Below are 14,682 nucleotides of genomic sequence, written 5' to 3' on the forward strand. Positions count from 1 at the left end.
GATGAAATACTCTATTCTCATATTCCTATTATCTTACTCATCCTTTATATTTGCGGGAGTAGGTGATCTTTTACCCATGCCGCAACAAGTAAAAAAGAATGGGCTATTTTTTCCTTTAGATAAAGTTAAGCTCTCTACTTCTGTCTTTGAGAAAGAATGGTCGGATTTGATAACAAGCACAGGAGGTAAGGTTAGCCGGTCGGCAAAGGCTGAAATAATAGTAACCCTTGTCGATAACCTTGATGGTGTGGATTTGAACCAGCAGGAAGCCTATACGCTTTCCATTACAAGGAATCGTATATATGTGAAAGCTATAGGCCAAGAAGGGATCTACTGGGCTATGCAAACGTTGAAACAACTTAAGGTAAAAAGAGGATCGAAGTACTACATGGAAGGTTGTGAAATTACAGATTTTCCGGCTTTTAGGATAAGAGGATTTATGCAGGATGTTGGTCGGACATATATTTCTTTAGAAGAACTTAAAAGAGAAATAGATGTACTGTCACAATACAAAATAAATACTTTTCACTGGCATCTTACCGAAGATTTAGGATGGCGTCTTGAGAGTAAAATATTTCCAATATTGAATGATAGTATAAATTACATAAGACATCCCGGTAAATATTATACATTGGAAGAGGCTAAAGAGTTAGTCGATTTCTGCAAAAAACGTAACGTCCTGCTGATACCGGAAATCGATATGCCGGGACACAGCCTTGCTTTCAGGAAGGCATTCAGGCACGATATGCAAAGCAAAGAAGGAATGACTATATTGAAGCTTCTGATAGATGAGATATGTGATACATTTGATGTTCCATATATTCATATTGGCACAGATGAAGTACAGTTTACAAATCCGGAATTTATACCCCAGATGGTAAATTATATAAGAGGAAAAGGTAAAAAGGTCATATCATGGAATCCCGGATGGAAATACCAAGCGGGAGAAATAGATATGACCCAACTATGGAGTTATAGAGGGAAAGCTCAGGAATGGATACCTGCAATAGATTCAAAGTTCCACTATATCAATCATTTCGATGCTTTTGCCGATCTGGTTGCATTGTACAACAGCCGTATCTTGAATGTCAGCCAAGGCAGTGAAAGCCATGCTGGATGTATTATCGGAATGTGGCACGACAGATATGTGAAAGAAGAACAGAATATTCTGAAACAGAATAACTTTTATCCGGTAATGTTAACTTTGGCTGAGCGTACATGGCAAGGAGGGGGAACGGAATATTTCGATGTTAGAGGTACGATGCTTCCCGAAGAAGGATCTTCGGATTTTAAGAATTTCAAAGAATTTGAAAACAGACTGTTGTGGCATAAAGAAAACAATTTACAGGGATACCCCTTTGCTTATGTCAGGCAAACCGGCGTAAAATGGAGAATAACGGAAGCTTTTCCCAACAATGGCGATTTAGCAACATCTTTTCCGCCCGAATATAAAATAGAAACATCTTACAGCTATGATGAGAAAGCGTACAATACAAAAGATGCTATAGGTGCAGGAATCTATTTAAGACATGTATGGGGAACATTTGTTCCCGGATTTTATAAGAATCCAGAACCCAATCACACAGCTTATGCATATACCTATGTATATTCTTCTAAAAATCAAGATGTAGGTTTGTGGTTTTCCACACAGGACTATTCCCGTTCAGAAAAGGATTTACCTCCTCGACAAGGAAAATGGGACTATAAAGAAAGTAAGATTTGGATCAACGATAGAGAGATAGAACCTCCTGTTTGGGAATCATCCCATACAATCCAATCGAGTGAGATACCATTGACAAATGAGAATTTTCAGGCACGCGCTCCAATTCCTGTGAGATTAAATAAAGGATGGAATAAAGTTTTACTAAAATTACCGGTCGGACAATTTAGTATAAATGAAATTCGGTTGGTAAAATGGATGTTTACCTGTGTTTTTGTAACTCCTGACGGAAATCAAATTGAAAAACTCATATACTCTCCGGACAAAATAAGATGAATATGAAACGAGCATTTTTATTGATTCTATTTGTATTCCCTTTATTTATTTCTGCTCAACAGCTAAAGCATTCAACATTCTATGAGCAAAGAAATAGTCTGTTTGAACTGCTTTCTATTTCTTCCGACGACATTATATTTCTAGGAAATAGTATTACCAACGGAAATGAATGGGGTGAGCTATTCAATAATATCCATATAAAAAACAGAGGTATTAGCGGAGATATTTCCGAAGGGATACTCGATCGCCTGGATAATATCCTGAGAGGAAAACCCAAAAAGATATTTCTGCTGATCGGAATAAACGATATTGCACGAAATATATCTGTCGACTCTACAGTTCAAAATATCAAGTCTATTATTTCTAAAATTCAATCAGTAACTCCGAAAACAAAGTTGTACTTGCAAAGTGTATTGCCTGTCAATTCTGACTTCGGTACGTTTGCAGGACATATGAAATCGGATTCAATAAAGAATTTAAATGAGAAATTAAAAAGTATAACTGAAGAATATTCTTTACGGTATATAGACTTGTATTCGAGGTTTGTAACTACAGGGACAAATAAACTAAATCCAAAATATACAAATGACGGATTACATCTTATGGGAACGGGCTATTTTTTATGGAGAGATATTCTTATGCCATATGTTGAAGAAAAGTAGATTGATATGAGAAAAGTGTTTATTCTATTATTAATATTTCCGGTTTGTGTATCAGCTCAAAAGAAAACAAAAATAGCCTGTCTCGGGAATAGCGTGACCTTCGGTTATTTACTTCCCGATAGAGAGAAAGCCTGCTATCCTTCACAACTGCAAAAGCTATTAGGAAATGATTATGACGTTAAAAACTTCGGCAAAAGCGGAGCTACTCTTTTGTCAAAAGGACATAGGCCATATATAGAACAAGAAGAATATATAGCAGCTCTGAATTATGCTGCTGACATTGTTATTATTCATTTAGGATTAAACGATACCGATCCCCGAAATTGGCCAAATTACAAGGATGACTTTTTTATAGATTATCTAAACCTGATAGACTCTTTTCGAAAAGTAAATCCGAAATGTGAAATATGGATTTGCCGAATGAGCCCGATTACATATAAGCATACTCGGTTTATATCCGGCACACGTGACTGGTATGCCGAGATTCAAAAGAAGATAGAACTGGTTGCAGACTATGCTCATGTAGGACTGATAGATTTTGAGGAAAAGCTCTTCCATCGCCCCGATCTTTTGCCTGATGCCTTACATCCTAATGCAGAAGGCGCTAAAGCATTGGCCGAGACGGTATATAGTACCTTAACAGGTAATTACGGAGGATTGCGAATGTCTGTTCTTTATACAGACAATATGGTACTGCAAAGAAATCGGTATTTAAAGGTACAAGGAATTGCAAATAGTAAAGAAGAAGTAACGGTAGAAATAGGAGTACAGAAACATGCAACTGTTGCTAAAATTAATGGCAAATGGGAAGTGACGTTAGACCCTTTGTCAACAGGCGAAACTTATACTTTAAAAATTTCGACAAAGAATAAAACTTTAAAATACAATAATGTAGTTGTCGGGGAGGTTTGGTTATGTTCCGGACAATCTAACATGGCATTCTACCTTAATAATGATGCTGATTTTAAGAAAAACGACCGTAAATTGAACAATAAAAACATCCGTTTCTTCGATATGAAACCCAAATGGGAAACAAATGCTGTGGAATGGGATAGTATAGCCCTTAAGTCTTTAAACCGGTTACAATATTTTGAAGATGCATCATGGACTGAATGTACACCTGGCTCTGCCGCACAATTCTCCGCCGTTGGCTATTACTTTGGACGCATGCTGGCCGACAGCCTTGATGTACCAATCGGATTGATTCATAACGCTGTCGGAGGCGCACCGATAGAATCCTGGATAGATAGAAAAACTTTGGAATTCAATTTCCCGGAAATACTGAAAGATTGGATGAAAAATGATTTCATACAGGATTGGGTAAGGGGCAGGGCCATCTTAAATATAAGAAAGTCGGCCGACCCCGATCAACGCCATCCGTACGAACCTGCCTATTTATTTGAGTCCGGTATATTGTCGCTAAAAGAATATCCAATCAATGGTGTTATCTGGTATCAAGGAGAATCGAATGCTCATAATATTGAAGCCTTCGAACGGCTGTTCCCTTTATTTGTTTCCAGTTGGAGAAGTTACTGGAATATGCCGAGATTGCCTTTTCTTTATGTTCAGCTTTCCAGCCTGAACCGCCCGTCATGGACATGGTTTAGAGATTCACAACGAAAATTGATGGATAAGATCCCCGATATCTATATGACTGTTTCAAGCGATAAGGGAGACTCATTGGATGTTCATCCATATTATAAGAAAGATATCGGAGAACGTTTAGCTTTCTGGGCTTTGAATAAAGAATACGACAAAAATCATATTATTCCCTCTGGACCTTTGTATCGTTCGGCAGAATATAGAAGAAACAATGTTCTGATTTCATTCGATTATTCGCAAGGCATGCATGCATCCATAAGAGAAGATATAATCGGGTTTGAATTGGCCGAAATCGATGGACTATATCACCCGGCAAAAGCAGAAGTGGTAAATGATAAAGTAAAAGTATCCTCTGAAAAAGTGAAAAATCCAAGGTACGTGAGGTATGGCTGGCAGCCTTTTACACGAGCTAATCTGGTAAATAGAGCTAATCTGCCGGCCTCAACATTTAAAACAGAAGAAAAGACAATGAAAGATATTAAAGAAAAAGTGCGTTGCGAATCTTTGCCCGATTATCCTGTCGAAGGAGGGGTATCCGGGGTTTTTATAGGTGTGCATCACGATAAACTGATTATTGTAGGAGGATGTAATTTCTCCGATAAACCGGCAAAGGCAGGAGGAGAAAAGATGTTCTATGATGATGTCTATTTACTTGATATTTCTGAAGCTTCAGATAATAAAAAGTGGGTAAAGTGCTTGCCGTTCCCTCATAAAGTGGCTTATGGCACAGCCGTAAGTACAGATGAAGGAATAATCTGCATTGGCGGTCAGAACAAAACATCAGCATTGTCCGATGTTATATTAATACAATATGACAATAATGCTAAAAACCTTCAATATAAACGCTTGCCATCGCTTCCTGTAAATCATTTCAACGGAAGTGCTACCATACTAGACAATATCATATACGTTGCAGGAGGCATATCTTCAGACAAAAATAAAGGGGTGATTTATTACCTTGATTTGAAAAACAAAATATCCGGTTGGAGAAGAATTGATTCTCCTTATAAATATGAAAGACAACAGCCTGTATTAGTGGCCCAGGAAGGATGTTTATTTCTTGCCGGAGGATATGACGAACAAACTCCTAAAGTTTTTACAGATGTTATGAAGTTTGATTTCAAATCGAATCAATGGATAAAATTTTCAAACATAGAGCCTGATGGCGGAGACTTAAAAACTTTTGTCGGTGCATACGGAGTCCCTTTTGGAACAGATAAAATATTATTTACAGGAGGAGTTGATTACGAACGTTTCGACTCTGCCCTTAAAAGAATAAAAAAGATGCAAGAAGCCATCAAGTCGGAAGAGAATCAACTCGCCTCTACACTAAAGGAAGTAGGAAAAGAATACATGAGTCAAAATCCGGAATGGTATAAGTTCAAAAAGGATTTGACGTTTTTCGACGTACGGACTGGCTGCTGGCATTCATTTGGCGATTACCCTGAGTTAGCTAGGGCAGGCGCTGGAGTAATCCTATGGAATGATAAACTATATATCGTTTGTGGCGAATTGAAGCCCGGAGTTAGATCGGCAAAAGTCAACAGCCTGATTGTACAATAAACATTTTATTACTTACTGAATACTTTTAGCTTTAATAATATCAAGAACATGAAATTAGAAGAAAAGAAAATATATCCATGGGTGGTGGTTGGTTTATTATGGATGGTAGCTTTATTAAACTATATGGATAGGCAAATGTTATCGACAATGCGTGATTCAATGATGATAGACATTGCCGAATTGGAATCTGCCGCAAATTTTGGGCACTTAATGGCCATATTCTTATGGATATACGGATTTATGAGCCCCGTTGCAGGGATTATAGCAGACAGATTGAACCGGAAATGGCTGATTGTAGGTAGTCTTTTTATATGGTCAACAGTTACTTTATTAATGGGATACTCCTCTTCTTTTAGTCAACTGTATGTTCTTCGCGCATTGATGGGGATAAGCGAAGCCTTATATATTCCTGCCGGACTATCCTTAATTGCAGATTATCATACCAATAAAACCCGTTCTCTGGCAGTTGGTATCCATATGACCGGCTTATATACAGGACAGGCTATCGGCGGTTTTGGAGCAACGGTGGCTGCAGCCTATTCTTGGAAAGCAACTTTCCATTGGTTTGGAATTATCGGAATTATATACAGTATTATATTGATTCTCTTTCTGAGAGAAAAAAGAATGCCTGTCATAATTAAGGATTTAAATAAGTCAAAAGAAAAAGGTTCTGTACTCAAGGGGTTTGTTATGCTTGCTGCCAATATTTGGTTTTGGGTTATCCTATTGTACTTCGCAACGCCAAGTTTACCGGGATGGGCGACCAAAAACTGGCTGCCAACTCTATTTTCATCCAATCTTTCGATAGATATGGCACAAGCCGGACCACTCTCTACTATTACTATTGCAGTATCGTCGTTTATCGGGGTTATTATTGGCGGTATTATTTCAGACAAATGGATTCAGAAAAATCTGAGAGGGCGTATCTATACCGGAGCTATAGGGCTCGGACTGATTATACCGTCCTTATTGCTATTGGGCTTTGGAAACAGCTTCCCTACGGTAATCGGGGGCGCGCTTTGTTTCGGGTTAGGATATGGTATGTTCGATGCCAATAATATGCCTATCCTGTGTCAGTTCGTTTCATCTAAATACAGAGCCACTGTCTATGGACTAATGAATATGACAGGTGTTTTTGCCGGAGCATTTATTACCGACCTTTTAGGACGCTCTACGGATTCCGGAAAACTTGGTAGCGATTTTGCAATGTTAAGTATTTTGGTATTCTTTGTTCTTTGTATTCAACTGCTCTATCTCCGGCCTAAGGTATCCAACATGAAAGATTAACTGCAGAAAGTGACGCTATTTTAGCTATAATAGTTTCAATTCGATCAATTTCTTCTCCCGATAAGTTTGAGTCAAATTGGATGGGATTGATGACTTTTCCCCTTCCCTTTATACGACAAAAGAGGATGAACTGCACATATATAATTTTAATAAGATTCTTGTAATTTTTTTACGTAGATTCTTATTTTTAGACTATATTAGCACCGATATCAATAGATAAACATTCTATGGAAAATGGCATTTTATTCAGCGAAAGACAGAGCTTCAAGCAATGGTGGATTTGGATTATCCTGCTCGCTATCGATGGGTTGTTTCTTTATGGCTCATACAAACAACTCTTTCTGGAAGAACCTTTTGGCAACAAACCGATGAACGACACGGGACTTATCCTAATGACAAGCTTAGCAATTATACTGACCCTTTTATTCATCTTTTTGCGTCTCGACACAAAAATAAAGAAAGACGGAATTTACGTTCGTTTCTTTCCATTCCATCTTTCCTATAAACATTACCCCTGGGATTCTTTGCGGGAATGTTATATAAGAAAATACTCCCCCATAACCGAATATGGAGGCTGGGGAGTAAGACTGGGATTATTCGGCAAAGGGAAAGCATTCAATGTTTCGGGCGGCAAAGGTTTGCAGTTGGAATTTACAAACCAAAAGAAGATACTGATCGGAACGGGTAAATCGGACGAAATGGCAAAGGTCTTAAAGGAGATCGGGCAACTAAAACGACAACAAAAATCATAAATAGGCCAGGTTTAGCCGCCTATCTTAGAAAAATAAACTGGAAATAATTAGGAGAACATCTGCTTCTTTATTTTAAATGCTTTTTCTATTTCTCCTGTCGGTGTCTTTTGAGTCTTCTTTTGAAAACCATTGAATGAAACAACTGTTTGCCCTTCATCGAAAATAAAAAACACCCAAAATCAAATTAAGGGTGTATAATTGGGTACAAAAACAACAAAAGCCTGAAATTCAGGCTTTATTGTGGAGCTGGAGAGATTCGAACTCTCGTCCAAACGAGGAATTAATCTGCTTTCTACATGCTTATCTTCGCCTTCATTGTCGGGACAGGACAAGACCGAAGCCACCCATCCTATCCTTATTCTCTTAATTTCATCCGAAGCCCGAGACCTGCTTCAGACTATCTCCGATATTGCTGTACCACCTATTTCGGATTGCTTCGAAGCCAGAGCTTCCGGGTGATATCTCGTCCAAGCACCTGGTGCAAGGATTAAGCTATTGATCTACTGTGCTTCGATCAAGCAGCGAGAGCGTAATTATTTTCGCCAGTTAATGTTTTGTCATCCGAGATTATAGTGCCGGGCAACGACGCACTGCATGCTTACAAACCACTTCTGCCCGCTGTCAAAACCGGTCAGCCCCATACTTATTACCTTCTGATATGCAATCATTTAATATCAGGAAGTGAATACTAAGCAACAAACGAGTAACAACTATTGATAGACATTTGTCCGAATAATATCCGGACACAAAGGTAATATAAAAAATAGTACGATAATGGTTCTTTTTAAATTAGCCTGTTTAAATTTTGCTCGTTCATTGTTTAGCTCTGTTTTTAGGGCAGTTGATTGATTTGTGAAGTGAGAATAGCGGGCTATTTAATAACAATACAATGTATTGATTTTTTTAAATCTTCAAAATCGGGTAACAAAAACGAAACCTGTTTGTAACAAAAATAATAAACATTTGCTTTTCATTAAGAATAAGAGAAGGCAATTCTAAAAGTTTTGTCCTATGAATGAAAGTAAAAACGTGGTTATCAAGTTAAAAAGCATTCCGGGTAAAGTTATTCACTTTAACGGGGAAGGGACCCGGATAAACCCGAAAGTGAAGGTCGCCTTTTTCACCGATATCCTTTTAAGGGATTTCGACGGCGCTATAAAAACAATGTACCAGTTGATAGACCGGATCCCGGAGGAGCGCTTCGAATACCTGTTTTTCAGCGGTGTCCTTCCCAAGGAAACGCTGAAGCAGGAAGTCATACAAGTTCCGGCAGTTTCAACCCCATTCAATATCAACTATAAGGTTGTTCTGCCGGAATACGGAAGACGCCGGCTGACCGAGGCCCTGGCCCGCTTTCAGCCGGATGTGATCCATATCTCCACCCCTTCCCCCCTGGGCTTTTTCGCCCTGGATTATGCGAAGAAGTATCATATTCCGGTCTTGTCGATCTACCATACTCATTTCCTCTCCTATATGCAATATTATTTCAGAGGATTGCCGTTCCTTATTCCCTGGACGGAGGCGTTTGTCAAAAAGATGTACCGGAAATTTTACAACCAATGTGACTTGGTCTACACGCCGACGGCCTATATCACAGAAGAATTGAAAGAATGCGGCATTTCGGGAAAACTATTGAAATTATGGCAACGCGGGCTGAACCTACGCTTATTCAATCCGGGGAAAAGGGATGAGCTCTTCATCAAAAGCCTTACCGGAAATGACAGGCCTTGCCTCCTTTTTGCTTCGAGGCTCGTCTGGGAAAAGAATGTGGAGACTCTGTTCCGTATCTATGAAGAAGCGGAAGCCTTGCAGTTAGATCTCAATTTCATTATTGCCGGAAGTGGAGCCGCCGAAGAAGAGGCCCGGAAAAGAATGAAAAAGGCCGTCTTCCTCGGATTTGTCGATCCCGAAACATTAGCCAGGGTATATGCCTCCTGTGACCTGTTTGTTTTCACCTCCGTTTCGGAAACCTACGGAAATGTCGTGGTGGAAGCCATGGCCAGCGGATGCGTTCCCGTGATCGCCCGCGGGGGCGGTTCCCAGTCCCTGGTGGAAAACGGAGAAAACGGATTTTTATGTGATGCGGAAGATCCGAAAGATTACCTGACCAAGATCCTCCGGTTATTGAACGATAAAAAACTCAAGGAAAGAATGCAATCTTCCGGCTATCGGTATACCTCAGGCCTCAGTTGGGAACGACTGGCCGATGCTTACTTCAAGGATATCGAAAATCTGGCCGGAGAAAACAAAACCGCCAGCCGGGAACGGGGAAAGTCGCTTGTTTTAAGAAATGACCGTCCCCTATCTCCCGCCAAACTCATGAGTTGGATTTCAAATGTCTGAGAACGAAATAGCCAAGTTAGATACAGATAAAATAGCCGCAAGTCTTTTCCCGGGAGTCGAAATACCAAAGTTCATCCTGCGGATTTTGTGTAAAATCGCACATGTAGATGACATAAACGAACTCTTTGCCGGAGCCCCCGGAAAAAAGGATATCGACTTCGTGGATGCAAGCATGAAATACTTCAATATTTCATGCCGCGTCGCCGGTGCGGAACGCCTTCCTGCCGGTGACCGCCCTCTCATCTTCGTCAGCAACCACCCTCTGGGGGCGCTGGAAGCGATATCGATCGCCCACATCCTGGGGCATCGCTATAACGGGAAGATCAAGTTTTACGCCAACGAGTTTCTCCGCCATATCGAACCGTTAAAAGACCTGTTCCTTCCTATTTACAAACGCCGCCATCAAAGCAGGGAAAACATCCGGCTGATCCAGGAGTTCTACGAGTCCGCCCAACACCTGATTTCCTTTCCGGCAGGCATCACTTCCCGACTGCATGGAAAGAAGATAGTCGACGTGGATTGGCACGGTAATTTCATAAAAAAGGCGGTGGAATATAAGCGCGATGTGGTTCCCCTCTATTTCGAAGCGCGTAACTCTTCCTTCTATTACCGGCTCGAACGGTTCCGGATGCTCATTCGTTCCAGAATCAGCTTCGAGACCCTCTTCCTACCCAACGAAATGTTCAAGCAAAGGGGGAAAATTTTCACCCTCTATATCGGTGATCCCATCCCTTGGCAAACGTTCAATTCTTCCCGGACTTCCCAGGGATGGGCCGCCTATGTCAAAGAGATAGCCTACCGCCTGCCGCCGGATGCATAGACCGTTTCTACCCATTTGCTGGGAGCCTGTTTAAGTTTTGCCTGAATCCTGTGGTTTTTCCCTGCACAATCTCTACCTTTCGGCTTAGTAACGGTGTAAATTTTGTCCTGGCAGAGGTATTTAAATCCCTGAAAAAAATCAGTGCACTCAATGCATCCATTCAGTATACTGAATTATAAAATCGAGTATACTCGATTTATTCACTCAGTATACTCGATTTTTCACGTAGGACACGAGGCGGATAATCATCTAACGAAATTGTCTTTCTTATAAATGCTTTCGGAAAATTTAAACAGTTACTATATCTATTACCATTAATATGAAAAACCGAATGAATACGAGAAGTGATTTGTCGTCCGAGGAAGACCCGGAACCCATGGAGGATATCTTTCATTACAAAGACCCATCCATCACCCTTTTTAATCACTATATGGAAGAACACATCTCTCCCGGGAAACAACAAACGTTCCTGTTCGGGATCTACCTGAAAGGATTCCGCCTCTGGCGCAAATGGCCCCTGAAATACCGCCGGTTCTTCGTCAACCTGGTCTGCAGCACCCGCCAGCAGTTCCTCGACTTCCTCCGGGAAAACACACCGCTAGGAGCCTTACTCTATACCCTCCCCGACAAGGACTGGTTCATCAAACTCATCAACCTGTATTGGCAGACCGCCGGCTCCCGGTCGGTCTCCCCGCAAAGGATAGCTTTCGCCCTGTCACTTGGCTTTGCCTGCAACCTGAAAATGAAATACCTTGCCGACCGCATTCGCTATGCCCGCCCCGATTCGGACGAGCTTATCACGTTGTATAAGAAAGTGACTTTGAATGATATCGATGAAATGTAATGAACGATGAAAGAGGAACGGGGAGCTCTGCTAAAGGGTAAAAATGAGTGGTAAGGCATATAAAAGCTGTTTGCAAAGCGGGAGTAACGGACTTTCAATAATCGATACAATTCGGCGGGATTACAGAAAAAACGGAAACGAAAACAGACATCTATACTTTAATACAAACTATTATCGAATAAATAACCTATAAAAACACGAATCAAGACAAATTGTCAATATAAAATCTTTTATAGATTATTGGGCTACCGATATTCATCAATTTTAGAGCCCTCTATTTCTTAAATAAACCTTATCATTGCAAGAATAATACAAATTGATATTAGACGAAATTTGAAATGAAGGAATTTACTCTCGGTTCTCCTTGCCGTTCATTCTTCAAGCCCTGCTTACTATGAACGGTACCGTCGGATTACTCCGGCAAACCGGCGCCGTCAGATTGTACGGTTGCTATTTACCGAAGAGAGAACCCGGGAAAAAGGCGTCTGGAAACAGCGCTTGAAAAGAATTCCGAAATTGAAGGAAAACATAGAACCGATTGCCTGATATTCTCATTGCAATCGGCTATTTTATAAGAGAATATAAATGTACAGCACGCTTTTTTCGTCACCCTGGAAATGGGACTGACGAAACGTAGTGTGTCTAAGGGTAAGGTTGAAATAGACTGCATTTTTATTGTTTTCATATTTTCGTCCATCATTAATTACTATGGGAATATATACACACTTAAGAAGGCTTACTCAATCCCCCTATTTGAACAGGTGGATTGTATTCATAGGAGACTCGTTTCTTTCGTTAGCGGCAACCCTATGTACATTATTTTTCTTGCATTTCCTGCGCGGCAACTCGTTTCCGCTGCTTACCAGCGTAAAATACCTGTCGCTTTCGCTCGTTTGCAGTGGAATCTCTTTTCTAGCCTGCGGCACTTATAAAGGGATCATCCGCCATTCCACCCTCTCCGAAGCCGGACGCCTCGGCCTGGCTTCATTAATGAAAGCGCTGTCCATTTTTGTCTTCGCTTCGTTCGTCTTAAAAGACATTTCCCTCCATATCCGTACGATCGAAGCGGTGATGGACGGCCTGTTCACCTTCCTTATCCTCAACTCCTCCCGTATCACCATCGTCATGCTTTACCACGTGGTAAAGAACAGTTTCGCCAATAACTACGACCGACTCCTGATTTTTACGGGCGACGACGACCGGGATACGGATACTGCACCGTTTTTCAAAAACAGCAAATACCAGGTCGAAGGCTATTTGCGCGTGGGAAAAAGGAAAAGAATGCGCATAGGCGAATATAAAGTCTATTTTGTCAAAGAATTCAACCAGTTCAAACTTCTTGTCACCCATATGCGGATCAAGAATGTCCTGTTCATCAATCGCCGGGACGTCGAAAACGAACAGGAGCGGATCATTCGCTTCTGTGAACGGATGAAGGTGGGAATGCTGATGCTGCCTTCCATAGATGAACTAAAGGACGGAAAGATAATCAACCGCAACTTGCCCCAGATACATATCGAAGACCTGCTCGGACGCGAAGAAATCGACATCGACATGGACGAGATTGCGCCGGAATTCGCCGGCAAGACGGTACTGGTCACCGGCGCAGCGGGCAGCATAGGCAGCGAACTCTGCCGCCAGTTGGCCCTTATGGACGTGAAGCGGTTGATTCTCTTCGATTCGGCCGAAACGCCGCTGCATAACGTGCGGCTCGAGTTCCGCCGGAAATTTCCGGAACTGGATTTTGAGGCGGTCATCGGCGACGTACGTGTCCTGGAAAGGGTGCATATGCTCTTTGAGAAATACCAGCCGCAGATTGTCTTTCATGCAGCGGCTTACAAACATGTGCCGCTGATGGAGGAAAATCCGTGCGAAGCAGTGCTTGTCAACGTAATCGGCACTCGTCAGGTAGCCGACATGGCGCTGAAATACAAGGCGGAGAAGATGATCATGATCTCCACGGACAAGGCGGTGAACCCCACCAACGTAATGGGCGCTTCAAAGCGGTTGGCCGAGATCTACGTGCAAAGTCTCGGTAACGCCGTCAAGAAAGGTTCCATCAAGGGAACGACGCAATTCATTACTACCCGCTTCGGCAACGTCCTGGGAAGCAACGGCAGCGTGATCCCCCATTTCCGTGAACAGATTGCGAACGGCGGGCCGGTCACGGTGACCCATCCCGACATCATCCGTTTCTTCATGACCATCCCTGAAGCCTGCCGGCTCGTGATGATCGCCGCCTCCATGGGAGAAAGCAACGAAATCTTCGTCTTCAAAATGGGGAAACCGGTGAAGATCGTAGACCTGGCCACGCGGATGATCGAACTGGGGGGACTGGTTCCCGGAAAGGACATCAAGATCACATTCACTGGTCTTCGTCCCGGCGAAAAGCTCTATGAAGAGATGCTGAGCAACAAAGAGAACACCGTCCCCACGCGGAATGAGAAGATCCTTATTGCCAAAGTACGCGAATATAATTATTTCGATATCCAAAACAGCTTCAAACAATTCGAGCAACTCTCGCGCAATGTCGAGATTCTCCCGACGGTACAGTTGATGAAGCGGATCGTCCCCGAGTTTATTTCGCAGAATTCCAAGTTCGAGACGTTGGATAATATCCCCGCTCCCATCCCCATACCCGTCCCGGTACCCGTGGAAAACAATAACACCCACTAAGCGATCGGGAATACGAAAATCAAATAGACTCCGGATCAGTCATACGCTTCACCGAAACATAAGGATTATACCTGGCAGAACTTAAAAGGGCATTGGGCGATCGGAAAATCGATATCGTATTCGATAACGCACAGACT

Annotated in this window: 9 protein-coding genes, 1 other RNA gene and 1 pseudogene; 9 read left to right on the forward strand and 2 right to left on the reverse strand. The window is 41.8% G+C overall.

Annotated elements, in window-relative coordinates; all coding sequences use genetic code 11:
• Position 1: 1 nt before the first annotated feature.
• The 5 genes from BQ8014_RS15980 to BQ8014_RS16000 all read left to right on the forward strand — a co-directional run bounded on the left by BQ8014_RS15980 (position 2) and on the right by BQ8014_RS16000 (position 7,862).
• Entirely contained in the window at positions 2-1,996 is a 1,995-nt protein-coding gene (locus tag BQ8014_RS15980) for a family 20 glycosylhydrolase (RefSeq protein WP_080905230.1), read from the forward strand.
• 2 nt (positions 1,997-1,998) lie between these two features.
• Positions 1,999-2,658 (forward strand): GDSL-type esterase/lipase family protein, encoded by a 660-nt coding sequence (locus BQ8014_RS15985; protein ID WP_080906005.1) that lies wholly within the window; start codon positions 1,999-2,001, stop codon positions 2,656-2,658.
• A 6-nt stretch (positions 2,659-2,664) separates the two neighbouring features.
• Positions 2,665-5,823 (forward strand): cyclically-permuted mutarotase family protein, encoded by a 3,159-nt coding sequence (locus BQ8014_RS15990; protein WP_080905231.1) that lies wholly within the window; start codon positions 2,665-2,667, stop codon positions 5,821-5,823.
• A 48-nt stretch (positions 5,824-5,871) separates the two neighbouring features.
• Positions 5,872-7,110, forward strand: coding sequence for an MFS transporter (locus tag BQ8014_RS15995; protein ID WP_080905232.1), 1,239 nt, complete (start codon positions 5,872-5,874; stop codon positions 7,108-7,110).
• Between the two features lie 227 nt (positions 7,111-7,337).
• Entirely contained in the window at positions 7,338-7,862 is a 525-nt protein-coding gene (locus BQ8014_RS16000; RefSeq protein ID WP_080905233.1) for a DUF6141 family protein, read from the forward strand.
• A 47-nt stretch (positions 7,863-7,909) separates the two neighbouring features.
• On the opposite strand, the pseudogene BQ8014_RS16005 reads toward BQ8014_RS16000, so the two are convergent.
• Together BQ8014_RS16005 and ssrA are read right to left on the reverse strand one after the other, a co-directional pair.
• A pseudogene (locus BQ8014_RS16005) lies at positions 7,910-8,035 on the reverse strand (type II toxin-antitoxin system RelE/ParE family toxin); the annotation flags it as partial.
• Between the two features lie 65 nt (positions 8,036-8,100).
• Positions 8,101-8,501, reverse strand: a transfer-messenger RNA (tmRNA) gene (gene ssrA, locus BQ8014_RS16010).
• A 372-nt stretch (positions 8,502-8,873) separates the two neighbouring features.
• On the opposite strand from ssrA, the gene BQ8014_RS16015 reads away from it, so the two are divergent.
• The 4 genes from BQ8014_RS16015 (at position 8,874) to BQ8014_RS16030 (ending at position 14,545) form a co-directional block, all read left to right on the forward strand.
• A complete protein-coding gene (locus BQ8014_RS16015) occupies positions 8,874-10,205 on the forward strand; it encodes a glycosyltransferase family 4 protein (RefSeq protein WP_080905235.1) in 1,332 nt (443 codons plus the stop codon).
• Positions 10,198-11,025: a hypothetical protein gene (locus BQ8014_RS16020; RefSeq protein ID WP_080905236.1), complete on the forward strand. Its 828-nt coding sequence runs from the start codon at positions 10,198-10,200 to the stop codon at positions 11,023-11,025. Before BQ8014_RS16015 ends, BQ8014_RS16020 begins: the two co-directional genes overlap by 8 nt.
• Positions 11,026-11,356: 331 nt before the next feature.
• Positions 11,357-11,869 (forward strand): hypothetical protein, encoded by a 513-nt coding sequence (locus BQ8014_RS16025; protein WP_139785141.1) that lies wholly within the window; start codon positions 11,357-11,359, stop codon positions 11,867-11,869.
• A 708-nt stretch (positions 11,870-12,577) separates the two neighbouring features.
• A complete protein-coding gene (locus BQ8014_RS16030; protein ID WP_080905238.1) occupies positions 12,578-14,545 on the forward strand; it encodes a UDP-N-acetylglucosamine 4,6-dehydratase family protein in 1,968 nt (655 codons plus the stop codon).
• The last annotated feature ends 137 nt before the right edge of the window (positions 14,546-14,682 follow it).

Origin of the sequence: Parabacteroides sp. Marseille-P3160, from assembly GCF_900162725.1 — a bacterium.
Taxonomy (GTDB): Bacteria; Bacteroidota; Bacteroidia; order Bacteroidales; family Tannerellaceae; genus Marseille-P3160.